The 24,816-nt window shown below is 62.3% G+C and carries 22 protein-coding genes; 18 read left to right on the top strand and 4 right to left on the bottom strand.

The window, feature by feature from the left end:
* The first annotated feature begins 10 nt into the window (after positions 1-10).
* The gene (locus G9X68_RS08765; RefSeq protein ID WP_072640036.1) at positions 11-646 is read left to right on the top strand and encodes a 2,3-bisphosphoglycerate-dependent phosphoglycerate mutase; all 636 of its coding nucleotides are present in this window, start codon (positions 11-13) and stop codon (positions 644-646) included.
* Between the two features lie 39 nt (positions 647-685).
* Here the strand turns inward: G9X68_RS08765 and phnF are convergent, their stop codons facing one another.
* Entirely contained in the window at positions 686-1,423 is a 738-nt protein-coding gene (gene phnF / locus G9X68_RS08770; RefSeq protein WP_171602037.1) for a phosphonate metabolism transcriptional regulator PhnF, read from the bottom strand.
* A 117-nt stretch (positions 1,424-1,540) separates the two neighbouring features.
* Here phnF and phnG point away from each other — a divergent pair, with 117 nt between their 5' ends.
* The 15 genes from phnG to G9X68_RS08845 all read left to right on the top strand — a co-directional run bounded on the left by phnG (position 1,541) and on the right by G9X68_RS08845 (position 14,209).
* Positions 1,541-2,017: a phosphonate C-P lyase system protein PhnG gene (gene phnG / locus G9X68_RS08775; RefSeq protein ID WP_171602038.1), complete on the top strand. Its 477-nt coding sequence runs from the start codon at positions 1,541-1,543 to the stop codon at positions 2,015-2,017.
* Positions 2,017-2,625, top strand: coding sequence for a phosphonate C-P lyase system protein PhnH (gene phnH, locus G9X68_RS08780; protein ID WP_171602039.1), 609 nt, complete (start codon positions 2,017-2,019; stop codon positions 2,623-2,625). Before phnG ends, phnH begins: the two co-directional genes overlap by 1 nt.
* A 4-nt stretch (positions 2,626-2,629) precedes the next feature.
* Positions 2,630-3,736, top strand: coding sequence for a carbon-phosphorus lyase complex subunit (locus G9X68_RS08785; protein ID WP_168312758.1), 1,107 nt, complete (start codon positions 2,630-2,632; stop codon positions 3,734-3,736).
* Positions 3,733-4,608, top strand: coding sequence for an alpha-D-ribose 1-methylphosphonate 5-phosphate C-P-lyase PhnJ (locus G9X68_RS08790; RefSeq protein ID WP_171602040.1), 876 nt, complete (start codon positions 3,733-3,735; stop codon positions 4,606-4,608). The genes G9X68_RS08785 and G9X68_RS08790 overlap by 4 nt, the downstream gene beginning before the upstream one ends.
* Complete coding sequence (gene phnK, locus G9X68_RS08795) at positions 4,605-5,381, top strand: phosphonate C-P lyase system protein PhnK (protein ID WP_131629991.1); 777 nt, start codon at positions 4,605-4,607, stop codon at positions 5,379-5,381. The genes G9X68_RS08790 and phnK overlap by 4 nt, the downstream gene beginning before the upstream one ends.
* 75 nt (positions 5,382-5,456) lie before the next feature.
* A complete protein-coding gene (phnL, locus tag G9X68_RS08800; protein ID WP_003544411.1) occupies positions 5,457-6,164 on the top strand; it encodes a phosphonate C-P lyase system protein PhnL in 708 nt (235 codons plus the stop codon).
* Positions 6,161-6,778, top strand: a complete 618-nt coding sequence (locus G9X68_RS08805; protein ID WP_171602041.1) for a DapH/DapD/GlmU-related protein — start codon at positions 6,161-6,163, stop codon at positions 6,776-6,778. Before phnL ends, G9X68_RS08805 begins: the two co-directional genes overlap by 4 nt.
* Positions 6,779-6,896: 118 nt before the next feature.
* Positions 6,897-7,739, top strand: coding sequence for a phosphonate ABC transporter ATP-binding protein (gene phnC, locus G9X68_RS08810; RefSeq protein WP_171602042.1), 843 nt, complete (start codon positions 6,897-6,899; stop codon positions 7,737-7,739).
* Between the two features lie 73 nt (positions 7,740-7,812).
* Positions 7,813-8,724, top strand: coding sequence for a phosphonate ABC transporter substrate-binding protein (gene phnD, locus G9X68_RS08815; protein WP_171602043.1), 912 nt, complete (start codon positions 7,813-7,815; stop codon positions 8,722-8,724).
* 68 nt (positions 8,725-8,792) lie between these two features.
* A complete protein-coding gene (gene phnE, locus G9X68_RS08820) occupies positions 8,793-9,773 on the top strand; it encodes a phosphonate ABC transporter, permease protein PhnE (RefSeq protein ID WP_168317256.1) in 981 nt (326 codons plus the stop codon).
* The gene (gene phnE, locus G9X68_RS08825; RefSeq protein WP_171602044.1) at positions 9,773-11,125 is read left to right on the top strand and encodes a phosphonate ABC transporter, permease protein PhnE; all 1,353 of its coding nucleotides are present in this window, start codon (positions 9,773-9,775) and stop codon (positions 11,123-11,125) included. The genes phnE (G9X68_RS08820) and phnE (G9X68_RS08825) overlap by 1 nt, the downstream gene beginning before the upstream one ends.
* Before the next feature lie 119 nt (positions 11,126-11,244).
* Positions 11,245-11,940, top strand: a complete 696-nt coding sequence (locus tag G9X68_RS08830; RefSeq protein WP_171602045.1) for a DUF1045 domain-containing protein — start codon at positions 11,245-11,247, stop codon at positions 11,938-11,940.
* Between the two features lie 13 nt (positions 11,941-11,953).
* Positions 11,954-13,093, top strand: a complete 1,140-nt coding sequence (locus tag G9X68_RS08835) for an alpha-D-ribose 1-methylphosphonate 5-triphosphate diphosphatase (protein ID WP_171602046.1) — start codon at positions 11,954-11,956, stop codon at positions 13,091-13,093.
* Positions 13,090-13,686 (top strand): phosphonate metabolism protein/1,5-bisphosphokinase (PRPP-forming) PhnN, encoded by a 597-nt coding sequence (gene phnN / locus G9X68_RS08840; RefSeq protein ID WP_171602047.1) that lies wholly within the window; start codon positions 13,090-13,092, stop codon positions 13,684-13,686. Before G9X68_RS08835 ends, phnN begins: the two co-directional genes overlap by 4 nt.
* A 19-nt stretch (positions 13,687-13,705) precedes the next feature.
* Entirely contained in the window at positions 13,706-14,209 is a 504-nt protein-coding gene (locus G9X68_RS08845) for a GrpB family protein (protein ID WP_171602048.1), read from the top strand.
* Between the two features lie 33 nt (positions 14,210-14,242).
* On the opposite strand, the gene G9X68_RS08850 is transcribed toward G9X68_RS08845, so the two are convergent.
* The gene (locus G9X68_RS08850) at positions 14,243-16,588 is read right to left on the bottom strand and encodes a DNA translocase FtsK (RefSeq protein ID WP_171602049.1); all 2,346 of its coding nucleotides are present in this window, start codon (positions 16,586-16,588) and stop codon (positions 14,243-14,245) included.
* Between the two features lie 171 nt (positions 16,589-16,759).
* On the bottom strand, positions 16,760-19,759 hold the full coding sequence (gene polA / locus G9X68_RS08855; protein WP_171602050.1) for a DNA polymerase I: 3,000 nt from the start codon (positions 19,757-19,759) through the stop codon (positions 16,760-16,762).
* Between the two features lie 425 nt (positions 19,760-20,184).
* On the opposite strand from polA, the gene G9X68_RS08860 reads away from it, so the two are divergent.
* Positions 20,185-20,601, top strand: a complete 417-nt coding sequence (locus G9X68_RS08860) for a MarR family winged helix-turn-helix transcriptional regulator (RefSeq protein ID WP_097617215.1) — start codon at positions 20,185-20,187, stop codon at positions 20,599-20,601.
* A gap of 58 nt (positions 20,602-20,659) precedes the next feature.
* On the opposite strand, the gene G9X68_RS08865 is transcribed toward G9X68_RS08860, so the two are convergent.
* Complete coding sequence (locus tag G9X68_RS08865; protein WP_171602051.1) at positions 20,660-23,044, bottom strand: bifunctional diguanylate cyclase/phosphodiesterase; 2,385 nt, start codon at positions 23,042-23,044, stop codon at positions 20,660-20,662.
* A gap of 213 nt (positions 23,045-23,257) precedes the next feature.
* Between G9X68_RS08865 and G9X68_RS08870 the strand changes: the two genes are divergently transcribed.
* The gene (locus G9X68_RS08870) at positions 23,258-24,646 is read left to right on the top strand and encodes a dipeptidase (protein ID WP_171602052.1); all 1,389 of its coding nucleotides are present in this window, start codon (positions 23,258-23,260) and stop codon (positions 24,644-24,646) included.
* Positions 24,647-24,816 lie beyond the last annotated feature (170 nt).

A 24,816-nucleotide genomic window follows, 5' to 3' on the forward strand; every position in this document is an offset into this window, starting at 1 on the left:
AGGCATATTCATGAGCGGTACCCTCGTCCTCGTTCGCCACGGTCAGAGTGACTGGAACCTGAAGAATCTCTTCACCGGCTGGAAAGATCCCGATCTGACTGAGCTCGGCATCCAGGAAGCCAATGCAGGCGGCGCGGCGCTCGCCGAATACGGTATCAAATTCGACGTCGCCTATACCTCGGTGCTGGTGCGTGCGCAGCACACGCTGAAGCTCATTCTCGACAAGGTCGGCCAGCCCGATCTCCTGACGATCCGCGACCAGGCGCTGAACGAGCGCGACTACGGCGATCTCTCCGGCCTCAACAAGGACGATGCACGCGCCAAATGGGGCGAGGAACAGGTGCATATCTGGCGCCGTTCCTATGACGTGCCGCCTCCCGGCGGTGAAAGTCTGCGCGACACCGGCGCCCGCGTCTGGCCCTACTACCTCACCGAAATCCTGCCGCGCGTGCTCAGAGGCGAGAAGGTGCTGGTCGCCGCACACGGCAATTCGCTGCGTTCACTTGTCATGGTGCTCGACAAGCTGAGCAAAGAAGGTGTGCTCGCCCTCAACCTCGCGACCGGCGTGCCGATGGTCTACACGCTGAAGGCGGATTCTACCGTCGCTTCCAAAGAAGTGCTCGGCGACATGTCGGGCGCACATTGATCTCAGCTGATCTTTCCCCGCTACGGCGGGGAAAGGCGCTCAGTTCTCGATCGTGAACTGCACCCGGTCGGCCGCAAAGCGGCTGATCGAATATTGCACCGGCACGCCGTCGAGATCGGTATTCATCGCCTTGGCGATCAGCAGGATCGCGCCGGGGGTGAGTTCGAGATCGGCCATATCGGCTGCATCGGCATGGGCGGCCGTCACCTCGGTGGTCGCCCTGATATAGTCCGCCAGACCGAGCTCCGCGAAGGCCTTGGTGATCGATTCCCGCTTGCGATAGGCCTCGCCGATACCGGCAAAGCGCTTGGCGGGAAACCAGCTCGTCGCCCTTGAAACCGGCCGCTTGTCTGCCTGGCGCAATGTTTCCAGGCGGATCACCTGTTCTCCCGGCTTCAGGCCCAGCCAGCGGGCAATCTCGGTACTCGCCTCCTCCTTCGCCTCATCGAGCAGAAGGCCGCGCATTTCACGCGCCTGATCGCCGATGCCGGCGGTAAAACGCGTGCGGCGGGTGATCGGGAAGTTCAGCCGCTCCTTGCGTTCGATCAGCGTGCCGCGACCTTGCACCGCACGCACGATCCCCTCCTGCGCCAATGCCGCCAAAGCGCTGCGCACGGTATGCCGGTTGACACCGAATTGCAGGGCCAGGACCGTTTCCGGCGGCACCATTCCCGTTTCGTCATAGGCTCCGGTGCTGATCGCCTCACGAATCCGATCGGCGATCTGACGCCAGAGCGCCACGCCGGTTTGCCTTTGCACCTGCTTCAATCCCGCCATTCCGCCCCTGCCCGTCCATTTAACTCTCGATGTCATACGCTTGTCACGACATCGATTTAGAGCTAAATGTATCTTGTATGGTTGTCTATATCAATAGACATTTTAAGGGAAGCGGCGATGATATCAGCGGACAGGACAGACGCTGCGTCACAGACGGCATCCGGGCGCAAACGCGCCGCCGATCTGCTGGCGCGCGCGGAGCGCAGCGAACTCCAGGCGGTCTGGGACGCATTGCCGCAAAAGCCCGCGGCGCATCCGGTGCGCGGGCCGGAGACCGGGCTGGTGATGGTGCGTGGGCGCATCGGCGGCGGCGGCGCGCCCTTCAATCTTGGCGAAGTGACGGTGACGCGGGCCACGGTCCGGCTCGACTCCGGCTCGGTCGGCCATGCACAGGCGCTCGGCACCGACCGTGAGAAGGCCCGGCTTGCGGCGATCTTCGATGCGCTCTGGCAGGAGGAGGCGACGCAGGGTTTCGTCGAACAGGCACTGCTTTTACCGGTTGCCGAGCGGATCGCCGATGCCGAACGCCGCAAGGCGGACGAGACGGCGGCAACCCGCGTCGATTTCTTCACCATGGTGCGGGGAGATAACTGATGGGCCTGAACACAGAAGCTCTGACCGGCGGCTTTGCCGAGCCGGTCTTCCATGCCCAGAGCGTCTTCAAGATGCTGATGGACGGCATGGCCCGCCCCGGCACGATCCAGACGGTTCAGCCCGACGTCGCTCCGCCGGCACCGCTCGGCATCGCCGCCGGCACCATCGCGCTGACGCTTTGCGACCACGACACGCCCGTCTGGCTTTCCCAGGGACTGGCGAAATCCGCCGTGCCGGAGTGGCTCGGCTTCCATACCGGCGCGCCGTTGACCGGCGAAAAAGCCGAAGCGCGTTTTGCCTTCACCGAGGCCGGCATCGCCCTTTCCTCCTTCGGCCTCTTTGCATCAGGTACGCAGGAATATCCCGATCGCTCGACCACCCTCATCATCGAACTCGCCGAACTCGAGGGCGGCCGCAGGCTGGCGCTGATGGGTCCGGGCATCCAGAGCGTGACGGAGATCGCGCCTACCGGCCTGCCGGAGACCTTCCTGCGGCTCTGGACCGAGAACCGTGCGCTCTTTCCGCGCGGCGTCGACATCGTGCTGACGGCGGGCAAGCGTTTCCTCTGCCTGCCGCGCACTACCAAGATCACAGCAACGGAGATCTGAGCTCATGTATGTTGCCGTCAAGGGTGGCGAGACCGCCATCGCCAATGCCCACCGCCTGCTGGCCGACCGCCGCCGCGGCGACCGTTCGCTGCCGGCGATCGGCATCGACCAGATCGTGGCGCAGCTCGCGCTCGCCGTCGACCGCGTCATGGCCGAGGCCTCGCTTTTCGACCGCACGCTCGCCGCACTTGCCGTCCGCCAATCGCGGGGCGACATGATCGAGGCGATCTTCCTGCTGCGCGCCTACCGCACGACACTGCCGCGTTTCGGCTATTCCAAGCCGCTCGACACAGCTGAGATGACGATCGAACGCCGCATTTCGGCGACCTACAAGGATCTGCCGGGCGGCCAGCTTCTTGGGCCCACCTTCGACTATACCCACCGCCTGCTCGATCCCTCGCTGCTTTCGGACGAGGCGGTCGAGACGCCCGCTCAGCGCGCCGCCGAGACCGGCCGTGTCATGCGTGTCTCCGAGATTCTCGGCGAAGAGGGCCTGATCGAGGCCGACGGCGACATGCCGGAAGATCACGAAATCGGCGACCTGACCCGCGAGCCGATGGAATTCCCGATGACCCGGGATCTGCGCCTGCAGGCGCTTGCCCGCGGCGACGAGGGTTTTCTACTGGCGCTCGGTTATTCCACCCAGCGCGGCTATGGCCGCAACCACCCCTTCACCGGCGAAATCCGCATCGGCGAGGTCGAGGTGGAATTCGATGTGCCGGAACTCGGTTTCGCCGTCTCGCTCGGCACGATCCAGATCACCGAATGCCAGATGGTCAACCAGTTCAAGGGTTCGGCCAAGGCGCCGCCGCAATTCACCCGCGGCTACGGCCTGGTCTTCGGCCAGAGCGAGCGCAAGGCGATGGCGATGTCGCTCGTCGACCGGGCTCTTCGAGCCGAAGAGCTCGGCGAGGATATCACCGCACCGGCACAGGACGAGGAATTCGTTATCTCGCACTCCGACAACGTCCAGGCGACGGGCTTCGTCGAGCATCTGAAACTTCCGCATTATGTGGACTTCCAGGCCGAACTCGATCTCGTCCGCCGCATGCGCCGCGAATTCGAAGCCGCCCGCAACGGTGGCGAAGACATGAAGGAAGCCGCCGAATGACCGATCTGGCCAGCTACAACTTCGCCTATCTCGACGAACAGACCAAGCGGATGATCCGCCGCGCCATCCTGAAGGCGATCGCCATACCCGGCTACCAGGTGCCGTTCGCCTCGCGCGAAATGCCGATGCCCTATGGCTGGGGCACCGGCGGTGTGCAGGTGACGGCCTCGATCATCGGACCGGGCGACGTGCTCAAAGTCATCGATCAGGGTGCCGACGATACGACCAACGCCGTTTCCATCCGCGCCTTCTTCCAGAAGGTCGCCAATGTCGCGGTGACGACGCATACCAAGGATGCAACGATCATCCAGACGCGCCACCGCATTCCCGAAGAAAAGCTCGGACCCGGCCAAGTGCTCGTCTACCAGGTGCCGATCCCCGAGCCGCTGCGTTTTCTCGAGCCGCGCGAGACCGAGACGCGCAAGATGCACGCGCTCGAAGAATACGGCCTGATGCATGTGAAGCTCTACGAGGACATCGCCCATAACGGCCGCATCTCGCGGACTTACGCCTATCCGGTGAAGGTCCATGGCCGATATGTCATGGACCCGTCGCCGACGCCGAAATTCGACAATCCGAAGATGCATATGTCGGACGCGCTGCAGCTCTTCGGCGCCGGACGCGAGAAGCGCATCTATGCGGTTCCACCCTATACCGACGTCGTCAGCCTGGATTTCGAGGATTATCCCTTCGATATCCAGCGCTTCGATAAACCCTGCGCCCTTTGCGGCGCCGAGGAGGTCTATCTCGACGAAGTGGTTCTCGACGATAAGGGCGGGCGCATGTTCGTCTGCTCCGACACCGATCATTGCGAAGACCGCCGCGCGCACGGCCATGCCGGCGAGATGCTGGCCCGGGAGGCTGCAGAATGAGCGATACTCCGCTTCTCAAAGTCCGCGACGTTTCGAAATTCTACGGCAACCGCATCGGCTGCCGCGACGTCTCCTTCGAGCTCTGGCCCGGCGAAGTGCTCGCCATCGTCGGCGAGTCCGGCTCCGGCAAGACGACGCTGCTCAACTGCCTCTCCACCCGGCTGCTGCCGAGCACCGGCAGCGTCGAATATCACATGCGCGACGGCAGCTACCGCGACCTCTATCGTATGAACGAGGCCGAGCGGCGTTTCCTGATGCGCACCGACTGGGGCTTCGTTCACCAGAACCCGGCCGACGGCCTGCGCATGACCGTCTCTGCCGGGGCCAATGTCGGCGAACGGCTGATGGCGATCGGCGACCGGCACTACGGCAAGATCCGCGCTTCGGCGATCGACTGGCTCGAACGTGTCGAGATCGACGCCGACCGCATCGACGACCAGCCGCGCGCCTTTTCCGGCGGCATGCGCCAGCGACTGCAGATCGCCCGCAACTTGGTCACCGGCCCACGCCTCGTCTTCATGGACGAGCCGACCGGCGGCCTCGACGTCTCGGTGCAGGCGCGCCTGCTCGATCTCGTGCGTGGCCTCGTCAACGATCTCGGTCTCTCGGCCATCATCGTCACCCATGATCTCGCCGTCGCCCGCCTGTTGTCACACCGGATGATGGTGATGAAGGACGGCTACGTCATCGAGCACGGGCTCACCGACCGCGTGCTCGACGACCCGCGCGAACCCTATACGCAGCTGCTCGTCTCCTCGATCCTGCAGGTCTGAGCAATTCGAAATGGCACAGCGTCCTTTGCGCGTCTCGCGCGGCGCTGTGGGTCCGAAACCAAGGAAGAAGAAATCATGGCAACGCCCCTCGTCGTTTCCGAAGTCTCGAAGAGCTTCACCATGCATCTGCGCGACGGCATCAAGCTACCCGTCGTTTCCGACGTCGCCTTCTCGGTTGCGTCAGGCGAATGCGTCGTGCTCGGTGGCCCATCGGGCATTGGAAAGAGTTCGCTGCTCAAGATGATCTACGGCAACTATGCCGTCGACACCGGCCAGATCCTCATTCGCCACGACGGACGCATCGTCGATCTCGCTTCCACTGATCCGCGCACCGTTCTCAACGTCCGCCGCAATACGCTCGGTTATGTCAGCCAGTTCCTGCGCACCGTGCCGCGCGTCGCGGCGATCGACGTGGTTGCCGAACCGCTGGTGGCACGCGGCGAGGACGCCGTCACGGCACGGGAAAAGGCGGGCGCCCTGCTTGCCAGGCTCAATCTGCCGGAAACGCTCTGGCAGCTTCCGCCCGCCACCTTCTCCGGCGGCGAGCAGCAACGCGTCAACATCGCGCGCGGCTTCATCACCGAGCACACGATCCTGCTTCTCGACGAGCCCACAGCCTCGCTCGATGCCAGGAACCGTGCCGTCGTCGTCGGCATGATCGCGGAAAAGAAGAAGGCGGGTGTGGCCCTTCTCGGCATCTTCCACGACGAAGAAGTGCGCGAAGCCGTCGCCGACCGTATCCTCGACGTCCAGCAATTCTCACCCAGAAAGATCGCTGCATGAGCCGCAAGCTGGGCATCGAGCCCTACTTTCATGAAACGGCCTCCGTCAGCGAATCCACTTTCGGGCGCTATACGGAGGTCTCTGAACGCTGCCGCATCAGCGAGGCCACCTTCGGCGACTACTCTTACATCATGCAGGACGGCTCGGTCTGGTGTGCGACGATCGGCAAGTTCGTCAATATCGCCGCCGCCGTGCGCATCAACGCCACCAACCATCCGACCTGGCGCGCAACACTGCACCATTTCACCTATCGCGCCGCCGACTACTGGCCGGACGGCGACATGGAAACGGACTTTTTCGCCTGGCGGCGCGCAAACCGCGTGACGATCGGCAACGACGTCTGGATCGGTCACGGCGCGACCATCCTGCCCGGCGTCAACGTCGGCAACGGCGCGGTGATCGGGGCCGGCGCCGTCGTCTCAAAGGACGTCGCGCCCTATGCGATCGTCGGCGGCGTACCGGCCAAACTCATCCGCGAGCGCTTTCCAAGAGAGGTCGGAGAACGGATGGACAGGCTTTCGTGGTGGGACTGGGAGCACGACCGGCTGCGCCAGGCGCTCGAGGATTTTCGCAACCTGGACGCGGAAGATTTCCTGTCCCGCTACGGCGGTTAAAACCCCCGATATAGGGGCGAAGAATTGTGACAGGACTTACACAAATATGACATGCGAGGTTCATCAAGCGGGACTAATGCGATGCTGATCAAGGCCTGGATCGCAAGGGAAGAGCATGATGTTCGAGCTGAAGAATGTCACACGTCGTTTCGGAAAAAAGCTCGCTGTCGATTCCGTTACGCTCGCCATTCCCCAGGGCCAGATGGTCGGCATCATCGGCCGCTCCGGCGCCGGCAAGTCGACGCTCTTACGCATGATCAACCGCCTTCAGGAGCCGAGCTCCGGCTCCGTTCATTTCGCCGGCGTCGAGGTCTCCGGGCTTCGCGGCCAGGCATTGCGCAACTGGCAGCGCGACTGCGCGATGATCTTCCAGCAGTTCAATCTGGTGCCGCGCCTCGACGTTCTCACCAATGTCATGCTCGGCCGCCTCAATCATCGCTCGACACTTCTGAGCCTGCTCAACATCTTCACCCGCGAGGAACGCGTCCATGCCATCGCGGCACTCGAACGCCTCGGCATCGAGCAGACGGCGCTGCAGGCAGCCGGCACGCTTTCCGGCGGCCAGCAGCAGCGCGTGGCGATCGCCCGCGCGCTGATGCAGAACCCGAAGATGCTTCTCGCCGACGAGCCGATCGCCTCTCTCGATCCGCTGAACGCCAAGATCGTCATGGATGCGCTGCGCGACATCAACGAGCGCGAAGGCATCACCGTCATCACCAACCTCCACACGCTCGATACCGCCCGCAACTATTGTGAGCGCATCGTCGGCATGGCCGGCGGCCGCGTCGTCTTCGACGGCCAGCCCTCGGAGCTGACGGCCGTAGCGGTGAAGGAAATCTACGGGACGGACAAGGACGGCGCCGGCATCGACGAAACGATGACCTCGACCAGCCTCGAATCCAAGCGCCGCGCCGAGGACGTCTCATCCGGCATGGTGGCCAAAGCCGCCGCCGTGCACTGACCCGTTTCCGGCCGACGGGACAACGGTCGGAAAACTAACTGACAAACAAACCACGTCACAAAAGGAGACTTCCATGTCTGCATTCCGCAAGATCCTGATGGCAACCATCGCCGTCGCCGCCCTCGCCAGCAATGCCGCTGCCCAGGACGTCAAGGTCCTCCGCATCGGTCTCGATGGCGGTGAAAACGAAGCCGACCAGGTTCGCCGCACCGAGTGCGTCAAGCCGGGCCTGATCGCCGCCACCGGCGTCTCCGAAGTCCAGCTCTTCCCGTCGCCGAACTACAACGGCGTCATTCAGGGTCTCCTCGGCGGCACGATCGACCTCGCCGTCATGGGCGCCGCCTCTTACGCCGCGGTCTATATCAAGGATCCGAACGCCGTCACTCCGGTTCTGACCACCAAGCAGGCCGACGGTTCGACCGGCTACTACTCGATTATGGTTGCCCGCAAGGATTCCGGCATCAAGACGCTCGCCGACGCCAAGGGCAAGAAGCTCGGCTTCGCCGATCCGGACTCTACCTCCGGCTACCTTGTTCCGAACGTTGCCCTTCCGAAGGACACCGGTGCTCCAGTCAAGCAGTACTTCTCTGAAACCGGCTTTGGCGGCGGCCACGAGAACCTCGTTCTCGGCGTTCTCGATAAGAAGTTCGACGTCGGTACCACCTTCGGTTCCGGCCAAGGCGACTGGGCGCAGGGCTACACCTCCGGAAATCTGCACCAGATGGTCACCAAGGGCCTGCTCGACATGGACGATATCGTCGAAGTCTGGAAGTCGCCGCTCATCCCGAACGGCCCGTTGATGGTTTCCCAGAAGCTGCCGGCCGACCTCCAGAAGAAGGTTACCACCTACTTCGCCGAACTGCCGAAGACGGACAAGAGCTGCTTCGAATCGTTCACGGGCGGCGGCTACGTTGACTGGGCGCCGGTCGACCAGAGCTTCTACCAGACGATCATCGACGCCCGTAAGGCCGTCATCGGCGGCTGATCCTCAGTCTGAACAATCTCGCGGCGGCATCATGATGATGCCGCCGTTTTTCAGGAAGGAAGCCACATATGGCGCACTCGGCCGGCGCGGACTCTCTGAGCGGATTGCAGGAGAGCTCCCGCACCATCCTCGATCATTATCAGAGCCAGGTTCGAACGCGGCGGATCTATACCGTCGTTTCAATCGTGGTCTTCCTGATCATCCTCGGCGCCTCGCTCGATTTCGCCAACAGCGCCAATTCGGGCAAGTTCTTCGAGCGCCTTCCCTATTTCTTCGACTTCATGAAGAGCTTCGTGCCGGACAGTCCGCTGGAGATCTTCCGCGCCATGTTCGACCTGCCGTCGCCCTTCTCCGACGGTTCGATCAAATACGACTATACAAGCGACCGCGTCTGGATCACCGATAGTTTCTACATCCCGAATTTCTTCTACCAGCTCGCGATCACGCTCAACATCGCCATCGTCTCCACCATTCTCGGTGCGAGCGGCGCGTTCTTGCTCTGCTTTTTCGCTTCCACCAATCTGGTCGGTGCAGGCGTGACGCGCTGGGTCGTGCGGCGCATCATGGAAATCATGCGCGCCTTCCCGGAAATCGTCATCGCCGGTCTTCTCGCCGCGATCCTGTCGATCGGTCCGATTTCGGCGATCATCGCGGTATGGGTCCATACTGTCGGCGCGCTTGGGAAGCTGTTCTTCGAAGTCGTCGAGAATGCCGACATGAAGCCGGATGAAGGCCTGCGCGCCGCCGGCGCCGGCTGGCTGGAGCGCGTGCGCTTCGCCATCCTGCCGCAGGTGTTGCCGAACTTCGTCTCCTACACGCTGCTGCGGACTGAGATCAACGTGCGCGCCTCGACCATTATCGGCGCCGTCGGCGGCGGCGGCATAGGCGAGGTCTTCAGCCTGTCGATCGGACGCGACCATGCTGCCAAGACCTATGCGATCATCATCCTGCTGCTGATCACCGTCATTTGCGTCGACCAGTTCTCGGCCTGGCTGCGCCGCCGGCTGATCGGCAAGCAGTCCTTCGAATTTGGCCGGGGAGCGGCGTGATGTCCTCTGTTCCGACCATCAACGCCGCGGAGCGCAACCGCCTGCTGTCGGCTTATCCGGACGTCTTCCATCGCAGCTTCATGCAGCGCTGGGGTCTGCTCCTCATTTCAGCTGCGGTCTTCGTTTACCTAGCCTTCTGCTTCGCCTTCTTCAACGTCATCCCCACCTTCGTGAACGGCAACTGGGACCGCGCGGCGATCTATGTCCAGGACTGGTATTCCTGGCGCGCCCAGCCGCGCCTGCGTTTCCAGAACGATCAGGTCGTCCCCCAATGGACGAGCCGCCGCCAGTATCCCGAGGGCGCCGATATCAACTGGCTGAAACCCAATGCCGACGGCAGCCGATACACCGTCACCTTCGGCAGCGACGGCGACCGCTTGGAAGTGACGCCGAGCCACGTCGACGTCTATATCGACGGCAAGCTCTATCCCGTGACCATTACCCGCGATCGAGCCTCCCTGCCGTCCGATGCGCCCGCCCAGATGGCGCAGGACGACAACAAGGTGAACGTCTATTACGGCTTCGCTGGACAGGCGGAGATCCGTACCAGCCAGGTCTATGTCCAGCGCCGCTTTCTCGGCTGGGCAAACTTCTTCTTCGATACGCGTTCGCCCTTCTGGGGCCGCAGCCTGCCTGAGGTCGTCGGCCTAATGTTCTCCGGTGAACGGCTCGATCCGAACCAGTCCAATGCCTCGCTGGCGTTGGACAACTTCCTGAACAACGCAAGCTGGCAGCATGGCGACATCCTGTCGAAGTTGATGCAGACGCTGGTCATGGCCTTTGTCGGTACGCTCTTCGGCACGCTGGTCGCTTTCCCGCTCGCCTTCGTCGCCGCACGCAACATCACGCGGAGCCGCGCTGCGAACTGGGCCACGAAGCGGCTCTTCGACTTCCTGCGCTCGATCGACATGCTGATCTGGGCGTTGTTCTTCACCCGTGCCTTCGGCCCAGGGCCGCTTCCGGGCATCGCGGCTATCTTCTTCACCGATACGGGCGCGCTCGGAAAGGTCTATGCCGAAGCGCTTGAGAACATCGACGATAAGCAGCGTGAGGGCGTGAAATCGGTCGGTGCGGCACCGGTGGCCGTTCAACGTTTCGGCGTTATTCCACAAGTCCTGCCAGTATTCATCTCGCAATCACTTTATTTCTGGGAATCGAATACCCGCTCGGCGACCGTAATCGGTGCCGTCGGTGCGGGCGGCATTGGCCTCAAGCTGCTCGAATCCATGAAGACCAATTCGGACTGGGACAAAGTCGCCTATATGGTGCTTCTAATACTCCTGGTAGTCTTCGCCTTCGACAATCTCTCGAATGCGCTGCGTTCGCGCGTGATGGGAAAAAAGGGCCACTGAGGAACTGACGCCATCATCATTCTGTCACGGAAATCTTTTAGCCGGGAGCCTGCTTGCGGTTCGCCGCCAAATCACTGCACTGTGCGCTCCCCGTTTGGACGATCCCCAGGATAAAAGCCTTGCGCTACGCTCTCTATTTCTCGCCGCCGAAGGATGATCCCCTGACCGGCGCGGCCTCGCTCTGGCTCGGCCGCAATGCTTTCACCGGCGAGACTTATCCTGCACCGGAACATCAGCAGCTGGGTGCTGCAGAACAGTTCGAGCTGACCGCCGACCCCCGCCGCTACGGCTTTCACGCCACGATCAAGGCGCCGTTTTCGCTCGCCGCTTCGGTCACTGAGAAGGATCTTCTGACCGTTGCCGAGGAGTTTGCCTCGCGCACGCCCGCCTTCGAGATCCCAGAGCTGGTGCTCGGCCAACTCGGCCGTTTTTTTGCCCTCATTCCCTCTTCTCTTCATCAACCTCTTCAGGATTTCGCCGCGAAGGTGGTAAGGTCCTTCGAACCGTTCCGTGCCGCGCTTTCCGAGGCCGATATGGCGCGGCGCAACCCGGAGAAGCTCAGCGACAGCGAGCGCGCCAATCTGCAGCGCTGGGGTTATCCTTACGTCATGGAGGATTTCGGCTTCCACATGACGCTGAGCGGACAAGTGCCCGAGGCGCGCGCCGCGGTGATGAAAGCGATCCTGACCGAGCGTTTTGCCGATTTCACCGGCCGGCCGCTTTCGATTTCCAGCCTTGCCGTCTTCATCGAGGAGACACGCGGCGCCCCGTTCAAAGTTCATTCCTGGCTGCCGCTTGCCGGCGCCAAAAGCTGAAAGACCTGACGCCATGAGCAAAGAGACCGTGTTTTCCAACGCCCGAATCGTGCTCGAGGATGACATCCTCTCGGGCTCGATCCTCATCCGCGACGGGAAGATCGCCGACATCTCCGAGGGTAACTCGGTAGCCGGCGAAGATTTTGAAGGCGACTACATCATTCCAGGCCTCGTCGAGCTGCACACCGATCATCTCGAAGGCCATTACCAGCCGCGCCCCGGCATTCGCTGGAACAAGACCGCCGCGGTTCAGGCGCATGACGCTCAGATCGTCACCTCAGGCATCACCACGGTGTTCGACTGCCTGCGCATGGGGGCGGACGAAGACGGCGGCTTCGAACATGGCGAGATGCGCGAGATGGCCGATGCCATCCAGTCGGCGGAGACGGAAGGCAGGCTGCGCGCCGAGCACCTCATCCACCTGCGCTGCGAGGTCTCGGCCGACAATGTGCTCGAACATTTCGCCGATTTCGAAAACGACCGGCATGTGCGGCTCGTCTCGCTGATGGATCATGCGCCCGGCCAGCGTCAGTTCCAGACGATGGATCAATATATTTTCTACTATCAGAAGAAGCGCGGCCTGAGCGACGAGGCCTTCGCCCGTTTCGTCGCCAAGCGCCAGGCAGAATCGGCGCGCAATTCGACGCCGCACCGCAATGCCATCGCCAAGGTCTGCGCCGAGCGCGGCATCACCGTGGCAAGCCATGACGATGCGACGCTCTCCCATGTCGACGAGGCGATCGACAACGGGGTGCGCCTGGCCGAGTTCCCAACCAGCTTCGACGCCGCCCGGGCCTCGCACGGACATGGCATGAGCGTGCTGATGGGCGCGCCGAACATCGTGCGCGGCAAATCCCATTCCGGCAATATCGCCGCCCGCGACCTTGCCGAGATGGGCGTGCTCGACGTGCTTTCCTCCGACTACGTGCCGCTCAGCCTCCTGCACGCCCCGTTCATCCTCGCCGATGAAGTCGAAAGCATTACACTGCCGAAGGCGATCGCCATGGTGACGTCGACGCCCGCCCGTACCGTCAGCCTCGATGACCGCGGCCGGATCGCGGCGGGGCTGCGCGCCGATCTTGTCCGCGTCCATCGTTCGCACGGCGTGCCGGTGACGCGCTCCGTCTGGCGCCAGGGACGCCGTGTCGCATGATGCCGCACGAACCCCACCCCGGAGCCGGAGCCGAGCGCGGCATCATGGTCGTCGTCGTCGGACCGAGCGGCGCTGGCAAGGACACGCTGATGAACCTCGCGGCCCGGCGTTTCAAGGGCCGCGACAATGTGCATTTCGTCCGCCGCGTCATCACCCGTCACCGTGACGCCGGCGGCGAAGACCATCTTTCCGTCTCCCTCGAAGGTTTTGCCTCCATGGAGCAGTCAGGCTCCTTCGCCGTCTGGTGGGAAGCGCACGGCCTGAAATACGGCATTCCGGCCGAGGTTTCGGTAGCGCTGTCGCGAGGCCATGTGGTCGTCGCCAACGGCTCGCGCTCGGCGCTCCACCGTTTTCAGGCCGCCTTCCCGCGGCTGAAGGTCATCAACGTCACCGCCCGCCCCGAGGTGCTTGCCGGCCGGCTGGAGGCGCGCGGACGCGAGACGCATGAGGATATCATGGCCCGGCTTGCCCGCGGACCGCTGACGGTGCGTGGTGAATATGACGTGGTGGAGCTCGACAATAGCGGCTCGCTCGAAGAGGCCGAGCAGAAGATGATCGAGATTTTGGACGGGTTGCTGGCCAAGGCGCCCTGAACAGATCGAAAGGAAGGGTATGCGCGCCATCAAGGTCGTCGACTATGATCCTTCCTGGCCGCGGCTGTTTACCGAGATCAGCACCGAAGTCTCTGCCTTGCTCGGTGACCGTCTGCTTTCCATCGATCATATCGGCAGCACGTCGGTGCCTGGCCTGCCGGCCAAGCCGAAGATCGACCTTGCTGCCGTGATGATATCAGACGCCTTCCTGCCAGCGGCGATCGAGATCGTGCGCGCTGCCGACTTCGTCTTCCACGGCGATACTGGAGAGCAACGATGGGCCTTCACCCGTGATGATGACGGTTATGGGTTCAGGCTCTATCTTTGCGGGCCCAATAATCGCGCGCATCGGAACCGCATTCTGTTTCGCGACTATCTCAGGGATCACCCCGAGAGGGCCAAGGCCTATGCCGATCTGAAACGCCGGCTGGCTGCGGAGGCAGACGGCGATTGGGATTTTTATACCGGCGGAAAGACCGAGTTTGTCAGCGAGACGGTTCGGCTGGCTGCCCTGAGGATGTAAACAGGAATCCGTCAGACGCCCTGCTCGCCAGAATTACTCGCCGTCGCCCCGTCCCGATACGATCTCGCGCTTGCCGACATGGTTGGCCGGGCCGACGAGGCCTTCTTTTTCCATGCGTTCCACCAATGAGGCGGCGCGGTTGTAGCCGATGCCGAGGCGGCGCTGGATATAGGAAGTCGAGCACTTCTTGTCGCGCATGACGACCTTGACCGCCTGCTCGTACAGCTCGTTGCCATCCTCGGAGGCCATGGCGCTCTTGTCGAAGACGGCGCCGCCTTCTTCCTCTTCCGTCTCTTCCTCCTCGTCGGCGGTGACGGTGTCGAGATATTCGGGGCGCCCTTGCGTCTTCAGATGGGCAACGACCTTTTCGACCTCGACATCGGAGACGAAGGGACCGTGGACACGGGAAATCCGCCCGCCCCCCTGCATGTGCAGCATATCTCCCTGACCGAGCAGTTGTTCGGCACCCTGTTCGCCGAGAATGGTGCGGCTGTCGATCTTCGAGGTCACCTGGAAGGAGATGCGGGTCGGGAAGTTTGCCTTGATCGTGCCGGTGATGACGTCGACGGACGGACGCTGTGTCGCCATGATCAGATGGATGCCGGCGGCGCGCGCCATCTGGGCGAGGCGTTGGATCGCACCTTCGATGTCCTTGCCGGCGACCATCATCAGGTCGGCCATCTCGTCGACGATGACGACGATATAAGGCATCGGCGTCAGGTCCAGCGCCTGGCTTTCCTCGATCGGAGTGCCGGTGCCCTTGTCGAAGCCGACCTGGACCATGACATGGATGGTCTCGCCCTTGTCGCGGGCCTGGGCCACGCGGTCGTTGTAACCGTCGATATTGCGCACGCCGAGGCGCGACATTTTGCGATAGCGCTCTTCCATTTCGCGCACGGCCCATTTCAGCGCCATGACCGCCTTCTTCGGATCGGTGACGACGGGCGTCAGCAGATGCGGAATGCCGTCATAGACGGACAGTTCGAGCATCTTCGGGTCGACCATGATCAGGCGGCACTGCTCCGGCGTCATGCGGTAGAGCAGCGACAGGATCATCGTGTTGATCGCGACCGACTTGCCGGAGCCGGTGGTGCCGGCGACGAGCAGATGCGGCATCTTGGCGAGTTCGGCAATGACAGGCTCGCCGCCGATGGTCTTGCCGAGGCCGAGCGCCAGCTTGTAGCCGCTCTTCTCGAAATCCTGGCTCTCGATCATCTCGCGGAAATAAACGGTTTCACGCGTGACATTCGGCAATTCGATGCCGATGACGTTGCGGCCGGGGACCACGGCAACGCGGGCCGAGAGCGCCGACATCGAGCGGGCGATATCGTCGGCAAGGCCGATGACGCGCGACGATTTCACGCCCGGCGCCGGCTCGAATTCATAGAGGGTGACGACGGGGCCTGGACGGACATGGATGATCTCGCCCTTGATGCCGAAATCTTCCAGCACGCTTTCCAGAAGCCCGGCATTCTGCTCCAGTGTCTCCTGCGACATGATCTCACCGAGGCGTTCCGGCGGTTCCTGCAGCAGGGCACGTGGCGGGAATTCATAGCCGGATGCGTCGATCCTTTCGGGCCTCACGGCCAGGCGCGGCGACGGCAGGACCGCGGCAACGGGCGGCGTACGCTGCGGCACCGGCGCGGCCTGAGGTGCTGATGCAATGTGAGGAGCTGCCGCGAGCTGAGAGATTGGCGCCGCCTGAGGTGCGGGCACGACAGGTACCTCGACAGGAATGCGCCTGGGCTTTTCGAGGGATATTGCCGCCGCAGGGCGCACGGCAATCTTCGCGGAGGCTGCGGCGGGCTGCGGGGCCGGGCGGGAGACGACGGGAGCGGCGGCCGGCCGGCCGGGGCGCCACTCCATGATCCGGAACAGCGACGTGATCGATTCGGGCGAGGTCTCGGTCTTCGGGTAGGATATCAACGGCGGCGCGCGAACCGGCTCAGCCTCTTCGAAGGCCATGACTTCCCAGAAGGCGAAATCCGAAATGGAAGAAAGCTCGGCGTTGGCGCGGAAAGCCGGCACGCCGGGCTCGTCAAGCAAAGGTGACTGCTGCAGTTCGACCCTGTGCGGTGCTACGGAAATCTCGTCCGGCCCTGGCAGATAGATATCGAACGGCACATCGACGGCAACCGGCTCTATCCGTATCGCCTGCTGTCCAATCTGCGAATCATCGCGAACCGGCTCATTCGGCGCGCGCCGCCTGCTGATCAGCGTTTCCGGCGTGCGGGTGAAACGGACATTCGGCGCGAGGGAAAAGTTGCTCTGCCAGATGGGTGCCGCCGGCTTCTCCCCTGGGTTTTCCTCCGGAAGGTCCGTTTCAATCTCGCTGGAAAAATCTCCGGCATCCGTCAAATTGGTTCTGGGAAAACGCATGCGTCCGCTACTCACTCATGCTTTGCAAATTACGACCCTACCGGGATAGAAAAGGAAGGTTAATAAGTTCCTTCCTGCCGTATCGTTCCGATACGACTCCGGGAGATAAATCGTTGCATTTTCAATGAGTTTTGGCGGCGAGAAAAATCTTTGCGATTTTTGGGGAAGTCGTTAGTGCGCCTCGTCCCAATTGGTGGCGGCGCGGGCATCGACCCTCAGCGGCACGCGCATTTCCAGCGCCGGCATGGTGGCGTTTTCCATGACCGAGACGATGACCGGCATCGCCTTTTCGACATCCTCGTCCTCGACCTCGAAGATGAGTTCGTCATGCACCTGCAGCAGCATGCGGACGCGATCGGCAAGGCCGACTTCAACAAGCGCCGGCTCTATCTTGATCATCGCCCGGCGGATGACGTCGGCAGCCGAACCCTGGATCGGCGCGTTGATCGCCGCACGCTCGTTAAAGGCGCGCACGGAGGGATTGGAAGAGCGGATTTCGGGATAGTTGATGCGGCGACCGAAGATCGTTTCGACATAACCCTTGTCGCGCGCCATGGCCTTTCGGCTTTCCATATAATCGCGGATGCCGGGGAAGCGCTCGAAATACTTCTTGATGTAGTCGCCGGCTTCCGAACGCTCGATCGAAAGTTGATTGGCGAGCCCGAAGGCCGAGATACCGTAGATGATGCCGAAATTGATTGCCTTGGCGCGGCGGCGCACCTCGCCCGGCATGCCTTCCACCGGCACGCCGAACATTTCCGACGCCGTCATGGCGTGGATGTCGACGCCATCTTCGAAAGCCTTGGTCAGCTGCGGGATCTCGGCCACATGGGCAAGCACGCGCAGTTCGATCTGGCTGTAGTCGGCGGAGATCAGCTTGTGCCCAGGCGTCGAGATGAAGGCGGTGCGGATCTTGCGGCCTTCGGCGGTGCGCACCGGAATGTTCTGCAGGTTCGGCTCGGACGAGGACAGGCGCCCCGTGGTCGTCGATGCCAGCGAATAGGAGGTGTGGACCCGCTTGGTCTCCGGATGGACATAGCCGGGAAGCGCGTCGGTATAGGTGGATTTCAGCTTGGTGACCTGGCGCCAGTCAACGATCTTGCGCGGCAATTCGAAACCGGCAGCGGCCAAATCCTCGAGCACCTGGGCAGAGGTCGACCATTGCCCCGTTTTCGTCTTGTTGCCGCCGGCAAGGCCCATCTTGCCGAACAGAATATCGCCCAGCTGCTTCGGCGAGCCGATGTTGAAACGTTCGCCGGCCAGCACGTAGATCTCGTCCTCCAGCCTTGCTGCACCCTGGGCCAGCTCGCCGGAGAGCCGCGACAGGATCTGCCGGTCGACGGTGATGCCGCGCGCTTCCATGCGCGCCAGCACCGGCAACAGCGGCCGCTCCAGCCGTTCGTAGACGCTGGTCAGCCCCGCCGCCGCCAGCCGCGGCTTCAGCACCAGCCAGAGGCGGAGCGTCACGTCGGCATCTTCGGCGGCATAGTGGGTGGCGCGGTCGATATCGACCAGATCGAAGGTGACGTTCGCCTTGCCGCTGCCCGCCACGTCCTTGTAGGGAATCGGGGTATGGCCGAGGAATTTTTCCGAGAGCGGGTCCATGCCGTGCGCGCCGGTGCCGGCGTCGAGCACGTAGGAGATCAGCATCGTGTCGTCAAAACTCCTCGTCTCGATGCCGTAGCGCTTCAACAGCAGGTAGTCGTATTTCAGGTTCTGGGCGACCTTGAGAACCGATTCGTCCTCCAGCAATGCCTTCAGCCGCGGCAGGGCATCGCCCATCGGAATCTGGTTGTCGGCAAGGCCGCCGCCGAGCAGATCGCCGACGCCGTTCTTGTGGACAAGCGGCACATAGGCGGCGCGGATCTTCGTGCCGGTGGGATCGGCCGTGTTGTCGGCGATCGCCAGCGAAAAGCCGACCAGTTCGGCCTGCATCGCATCCAACGACGTGGTCTCGGTATCGAAAGCAACGAGGCCGGTGGCGCGCGCATCGGCGATCCAGCGGTCGAGCGTCGCCAGATCGCGGATCGTGACATAGGCCGAATGATCGAAGGGCAGCGTCGCAAAGGCCTCGGCTCGCGCCTTGGCAAGATCGGCGGGCGAAAAGGCGCCTTCGACGACGGTCTTCGCCTTGGCACGCGGCGGCACCGGCACGGATTCGCCCGAGACCTCGGGGATGCCGCCGGCAACGGGCTCGGGCTCGGCCGCATCGAGATCCGGGCCGCGGGCCGTCTCACCCCATTCGATGCGGACGATCGCCGGTTCGATGGCGCCGGCATCGCAATCGCAGGCTTCGGCGACGCGGCGCGTCAGTGTGGTGAATTCCATCGTCTTCAGGAAGCCGATCAGCTTCGGACCGTTCTGCGGTTCCAGCACCAGTCCGTCGAGATCGAGATCAAGCGGCACATCTGTGCGCAGCCGCACGAGATCTCGCGAGAGCCTGGCCATGTCGATATTGGCGAGGATCGTCTCGCGGCGCTTGACCTGCTTGATCTCGGTGGCGCGTTCGAGCAGCGTATCGAGATCGCCATATTCCTCGAGAAGTTGGGCGGCGGTTTTCGGGCCGATGCCGGGAATGCCGGGAACATTGTCGACCGAATCGCCGGTCATCGCCTGCAGATCGATCATCTTTTCCGGGGGCACGCCCCATTTCTCGACGACATCGGGAATGCCGATCTGCTTGTCCTTCATGCTGTCATACATATGGACATTGGGGCTGACGAGCTGCATCAGATCCTTGTCGGAGGAGACGATGGTGACATCGGCGCCGGTCGCTTCGGCCTGGCGGGCATAGGTGGCGATGATGTCGTCGGCCTCGAAGCCTTCTGTCTCGATGCAGGGCAGATTGAAGGCGCGGGTCGCCTCTCTTATAAGGCCGAATTGCGGGATGAGCTCTTCCGGCGGCGCAGAGCGGTTCGCCTTATAGGCGTCGTAGAGATCCTTGCGAAACGTCTTGGCGGAATAATCGAAGATGACGGCAAGATGTGTCGGCGTCACGCCGACATCAGTATTGCGCGCATCCCTCAGCAGCTTCCACAGCATGTTGCAGAAACCGGACACGGCGCCGATCGGCAGGCCGTCGGTCTTGCGGGTCAGCGGCGGCAATGCATGAAACGCCCGGAAGATGAATCCGGAACCATCGACTAGGAAGAGGTGATCGCCTTTTTTCATGCGTGCATGGATAGCGCGGGCATGAGACGAGGTCCATACAAAGTTCGCGCACCCAGGGATTATGGCAATCGGCCGTTCGGGATTCCTGCTCACCAAACTGTTACCGATTTGTAACGTGGCGTGACCCTTGAAAAACCACATTTGCGGACACAAATCGATGTCACCGGCGCTTGATTGCGTCGCGGGTCTGATTACCGGCTTGTCCCCCGCCGCGTCAGGCTTGGACAAAGGCCTTATCCCCCTCTCCGGGCCTTTGTCCCCACTTTAAAGTCGCCATGGCCAACCTCCAGGCCATGGCGACTTTTGTTTTACCAGGCACTCGAAATTATCATCACGGCTTGCATGTTTAGGAGCATCGTATGCGATTTGCTGCATTGTCTCCGGCATGGTTTTGAGCCTAACTTGCAATCATGGGATTTAACCGCATGGATTCGGGAGCCTACCTTGCCAGCCAACTGGCGAAGGGCTTTGCCCGCTCGCTGCACCAGCGCGCGGCCGGTCTCGGTTTTTCTCCGGGCCAGTTCCCCATTCTGCTGGAACTCTGGGCCGAGGACGGACTGACCCAGAAACAGCTTCTCGAGCGGGTCGATATCGAACAGGCGACCATGGCCAATACGCTTTCGCGCATGGTCCGCGACGGGCTGATCGAACGCCGGCCGCATCCCTCCGACAAGCGAGCGCAACTGCTCTTCCTGACGCCGAAGGCCCGCGCCATGGAGGCCGAGGCGATCGAGACGGCGCGCGAGGCCGACCTTGCGCTGTTCAAAGGCTTCAGGGTCTTCGAGCGCGAGTTGACGCTCGAATATATCCGCCGGCTTCTGGAAAACGCCAAGGCGCTCTGACTACTGCATATTCCTTAAATCGGAATCGACGTCTGAAAAGACGCGCGGCGCTGTAAGATCACTCGCCAGCATGGAGTGCGTGTCGTAGTGAGGACATCCCGGTTTCGATCTGCGCGGTCAGGACGTTTTCATGGGCGGCAAGCTTGACGCTCGGCTCGACATCCGGCTTGCCGAGCAAAAGGCCCTGCACTTGCGCGCAGCCTTCCTCGACGACGATCCGGCGCTGCATCTCGGTTTCCACGCCTTCCGTCACGACAGGCATGCCGAGGCTGTGACCAAGGCCGATAATGGCGCGCACGATCGAGCGCGCCGCCGCATCGTGTTCCAGCACGCCGGTGAAACTGCGATCGACCTTGATCTTGTCGAAAGGGAATGACCGTAGGTTGGAAAGCGAGGAGAAACCGGTGCCGAAATCATCCATGACGATGTGCACGCCGAGCTTGTGCAGCCGCAGCAGCGTCATCATCACCCGGTCGCGATCGCGAATGAGGGCCGTCTCGGTGATCTCAAGCTCCAGCCGGCCGGGCGCAAGCCCGGTCTCAGTGAGGGTCGCCTCGATCCGCTCACAGAGGTTCGGCAGCATGAATTGCACCGGCGAAAGATTGACGGCGATCCTCAACGGCAGCGGCCAGCGCACGGCCTCCCTGCAGGCCTGCTGCAACACCCATTCGCCGAGCTGGACAATCGAACCGCTTTCCTCGGCGATCGGGATGAAGATATCGGGCTCGGTCAAGCCGTGACCTGGCCGGTTCCAGCGCATCAAGGCCTCGTAACCGCCGATCTCGCCGCTCAGCGCATCGAGTATTGGCTGATAGTCGACATGGATCTGGTTGCGGGTGATCGCATGGCGCAGTTCGCTTTCGATCTGGCGGCGGTTGCGTGCCGCCTTGTCCATTTCCGCATCGAAGAAACAGACCTTGCCGCGCCCGTCATGCTTGACCCGGTAGAGCGCGGTATCGGCATTGTTGCAGAGTTCTTCGGCGGTAGCCCCATCGGCGGGATAGAGTGCAATGCCGACGCTCACCCCGACGGCAGTCGGATCGCGCGCGGTGTCCATCTCGGCGGCGAACTCGTCGAGGATATCAGCCGCAAGTTTTCGCGCCGCCGCCGGCTGTTGCCCGGCGGGCTGGATGATGGCGAATTCATCGCCGCCGAGGCGGGCGATCGTATCGCTTTCATCGGCCACGCGGCGCAGGATCGAGGCGACCTTGCCGAGAATGCGGTCGCCTTCGGCATGACCAAAAATATCGTTGACGGCCTTGAAGCGATCGAGGTCGAGATAAAAGAGGGCAACCTCGCTGTTCTTTCGTTCGGCCATCTGCAGTGCCTGCCGGATGCGGGTATCGAACAGCGACCTGTTCGGCAGATCGGTGAGCACATCATGGTGGGCGAGATGTTCGATCATCTCCTCGGCCTGCCTGCGCTCGGTGAGATCACGCACCGCCAGCACCTCGCAATTGTGCCCGCGATAAACGATCCTGCTCGCCGTCACTTCGACGGCGATCTCCCTGCCGTTTCTGGTATTGAGCAGCGTCTCACCAGGCTTGCCCTGCCCTGTGCCCTGAACAGCGGTCAAAACAGCCGATGGCGCCTTGCCGGCAAGATCGGCAAGCTTCCAGCCGGAAAGCCCCTGGAAGCGTTCATTGGCATCGATAATCCGGCCTTCGCGCAGAATCAGCAGCCCTTCCTGCGAGGCATTCGCGAGCCCTCTCAGATCCGTCAGGTGGCTTTCGATAAAGACCACCGCGAGCGCAATCAGAATGAGCGCCGTCGCCGCCACCACGACGATCGCAGCAAGCAGGCTGGCGTCGAGCACCGTTGCCGGAACTTGCTTGCCGGGATCCGGCACGAGCGTGATGCTGGCCATCGAGATGAAATGGAGAGCGCAGATCGCGAGAACGAAGGTGATTGACGAGGCGAGGAGCCGCCGCAGTCCCTTCAATTGGAAAAAGGCGTGAAAGGCGGCGCTCGACAACAGCGCTCCCGCAAGAACCGCGCTCAGCGTCATGACGGGATCATAAAGGATTGCCGCCTGGGTTTCGATCGCCTGCATCCCGGTCAGGTGCATGGAGGCGATGCCGAGCGCCATCAGCACGCCGCCGCGGAGGTGTGAAAACCTGCCGCGGTTTTGCGAAGCGACGACAATCGCTGCCCACGAAACGACAACCGACAGGAGGAAGGAGAGCGCCGTCAGGCCCAGCTGGTAGCCGATCGGCATGCCGCCGTCATAGGCCAGCATCGCGATGAAGTGCGTTGCCCATACGCCGGTGCCGAAAGCGAAAGCCGAGGCGCCGATCCAGAGCTTGCGCCGCCCGGCATCGCATTCCTGAGCGCGGGACAGCGGCAGCATCGCCGCCATCGCGCCGACCAGGCAGACCGCGGCCGCCACAAGCACCAATCGCCAGTCGTGATCGTCCCTAATACATGCAATGACCGAAAACATCTGCCCCTCCCACAGCTGAATTCGATCAAGCTATTTAGGTTATGCTAAATAACTGTAAATTGAATTAGAATTCTCTTCTATATTATCCAGCAAATCTTCCCGATATTGATCTTTGCCTCGCCGGCCTCTGGCGCCGCCGATTTTTTGTTTTTCCGCCTCGCCTGCCTTTCTGGTTTGGTCTATCGTCCGGCCGAATTTCAAAAGGAGTCGAAAATGACCGATATCAATCAGGTGCTTGCGCGCGCGGACCAAAATCTTCCCTCGAGCCTCGACAAGCTGTTCGAACTTCTGCGCATCCAGTCGATTTCCACCGATCCCGCCTTTAAAGCCGAATGCCGAAAGGCCGCAGAATGGCTCGTCGCCTATCTTGAAGGGCTCGGCTTTACAGCCTCGGTCCGAGACACGCCCGGCCATCCGATGGTGGTCGCCCACCATGCCGGCGCTTCCGCCGATGCGCCGCATGTTCTCTTCTACGGCCATTACGACGTTCAGCCGGTCGATCCGATCGAGCTCTGGGAAAACGACCCGTTCGAACCATCGATCAAGGATGTCGGCGAGGGCCGCAAGATCCTGACCGGCCGCGGCACCTCCGACGACAAGGGCCAGTTGATGACCTTCGTCGAGGCTTGCCGCGCCTATAAGGAGATCAACGGCGCGCTTCCCTGCCGCATCACCATTCTCTTCGAGGGCGAGGAGGAATCCGGCTCGCCATCCCTGAAGCCCTTCCTCGAAGCCAATGCCGCCGAACTCAAGGCCGATTATGCGCTGGTCTGCGATACCGGCATGTGGGACCGCGACACGCCGGCGATCGCCGCAGCGCTGCGCGGCCTTGTCGGCGAGGAGGTGGTCGTTACCGCCGCCGACCGCGACCTGCATTCCGGTCTTTTCGGGGGTGCGGCAGCAAATCCGATTCATATTCTCGTCGAGGCTCTTGCCGGCCTGCATGACGAGACGGGCCGCATTACGCTCGACGGATTCTACGACGGCGTCGAGGAAACGCCCGACAACATCAAGACGTCCTGGGAAACGCTGGGGAAGACCGCGGAAAGATTCCTCGGCGAGGTCGGCCTTTCCATTCCGTCCGGCGAAAAGGGCCGTTCGGTGCTGGAGCTGACCTGGGCGCGGCCGACTGCAGAAATCAACGGCATCTGGGGCGGATATACCGGCGAAGGCTTCAAGACGGTGATCGCCGCCAAGGCTTCGGCGAAGGTTTCGTTCCGACTCGTCGGAACGCAGGATCCGGCCGCCATTCGCGAGGCCTTCCGCAGCTATATCAGTGCGAAGATTCCCGCTGATTGCTCGGTCGAGTTCCATCCGCATGGCGGCTCGCCGGCGATTCATCTTTCCTATGATTCGCCTGTTCTCACCAAGGCGAAGAACGCGCTTTCCGACGAGTGGCCGAAACCCGCCATCGTCATCGGCATGGGTGGGTCGATCCCGATCGTCGGAGATTTCCAGAAGATGCTCGGCATGGAATCGTTGCTCGTCGGCTTCGGCCTCAGCGACGATCGCATCCACTCGCCGAACGAGAAATACGAGCTCGTCTCCTACCACAAGGGCATCCGCTCCTGGGTGCGGATTCTTCAGGCGCTCGCTGCCTGAACGGACGTGGCTCGCCTTGCATGCCGGCGTGCCTATCGCATCGAAAGGACGCGCGGCGCTCTAGCAAAATCGCAAGAACAAAAAGGCCGGTTCGACCCGGCCTTTCGTCATCCGCTCACCTCAGTGCCAGTTCATCCGTGGTCAAGGAGCAAGCGGGTATTGCAACGAGA

Source organism: Rhizobium changzhiense (assembly GCF_013087625.1).
GTDB classification, from domain to species: Bacteria; Pseudomonadota; Alphaproteobacteria; order Rhizobiales; family Rhizobiaceae; genus Rhizobium; species Rhizobium sophorae.

Excerpts from the sequence above, each read along its gene's own strand:
- G9X68_RS08765 (WP_072640036.1), top strand. The coding sequence starts at position 11 with ATGAGCGGTACCCTCGTCCTCGTTCGCCACGGTCAGAGTGACTGGAAC.
- phnF (WP_171602037.1), bottom strand. The coding sequence starts at position 1,423 with ATGGCGGGATTGAAGCAGGTGCAAAGGCAAACCGGCGTGGCGCTCTGG.
- phnG (WP_171602038.1), top strand. The coding sequence starts at position 1,541 with ATGATATCAGCGGACAGGACAGACGCTGCGTCACAGACGGCATCCGGG.
- phnH (WP_171602039.1), top strand. The coding sequence starts at position 2,017 with ATGGGCCTGAACACAGAAGCTCTGACCGGCGGCTTTGCCGAGCCGGTC.
- G9X68_RS08785 (WP_168312758.1), top strand. The coding sequence starts at position 2,630 with ATGTATGTTGCCGTCAAGGGTGGCGAGACCGCCATCGCCAATGCCCAC.
- G9X68_RS08790 (WP_171602040.1), top strand. The coding sequence starts at position 3,733 with ATGACCGATCTGGCCAGCTACAACTTCGCCTATCTCGACGAACAGACC.
- phnK (WP_131629991.1), top strand. The coding sequence starts at position 4,605 with ATGAGCGATACTCCGCTTCTCAAAGTCCGCGACGTTTCGAAATTCTAC.
- phnL (WP_003544411.1), top strand. The coding sequence starts at position 5,457 with ATGGCAACGCCCCTCGTCGTTTCCGAAGTCTCGAAGAGCTTCACCATG.
- G9X68_RS08805 (WP_171602041.1), top strand. The coding sequence starts at position 6,161 with ATGAGCCGCAAGCTGGGCATCGAGCCCTACTTTCATGAAACGGCCTCC.
- phnC (WP_171602042.1), top strand. The coding sequence starts at position 6,897 with ATGTTCGAGCTGAAGAATGTCACACGTCGTTTCGGAAAAAAGCTCGCT.
- phnD (WP_171602043.1), top strand. The coding sequence starts at position 7,813 with ATGTCTGCATTCCGCAAGATCCTGATGGCAACCATCGCCGTCGCCGCC.
- phnE (WP_168317256.1), top strand. The coding sequence starts at position 8,793 with ATGGCGCACTCGGCCGGCGCGGACTCTCTGAGCGGATTGCAGGAGAGC.
- phnE (WP_171602044.1), top strand. The coding sequence starts at position 9,773 with ATGTCCTCTGTTCCGACCATCAACGCCGCGGAGCGCAACCGCCTGCTG.
- G9X68_RS08835 (WP_171602046.1), top strand. The coding sequence starts at position 11,954 with ATGAGCAAAGAGACCGTGTTTTCCAACGCCCGAATCGTGCTCGAGGAT.
- phnN (WP_171602047.1), top strand. The coding sequence starts at position 13,090 with ATGATGCCGCACGAACCCCACCCCGGAGCCGGAGCCGAGCGCGGCATC.
- G9X68_RS08845 (WP_171602048.1), top strand. The coding sequence starts at position 13,706 with ATGCGCGCCATCAAGGTCGTCGACTATGATCCTTCCTGGCCGCGGCTG.
- G9X68_RS08850 (WP_171602049.1), bottom strand. The coding sequence starts at position 16,588 with ATGCGTTTTCCCAGAACCAATTTGACGGATGCCGGAGATTTTTCCAGC.
- polA (WP_171602050.1), bottom strand. The coding sequence starts at position 19,759 with ATGAAAAAAGGCGATCACCTCTTCCTAGTCGATGGTTCCGGATTCATC.
- G9X68_RS08860 (WP_097617215.1), top strand. The coding sequence starts at position 20,185 with ATGGATTCGGGAGCCTACCTTGCCAGCCAACTGGCGAAGGGCTTTGCC.
- G9X68_RS08865 (WP_171602051.1), bottom strand. The coding sequence starts at position 23,044 with ATGTTTTCGGTCATTGCATGTATTAGGGACGATCACGACTGGCGATTG.
- G9X68_RS08870 (WP_171602052.1), top strand. The coding sequence starts at position 23,258 with ATGACCGATATCAATCAGGTGCTTGCGCGCGCGGACCAAAATCTTCCC.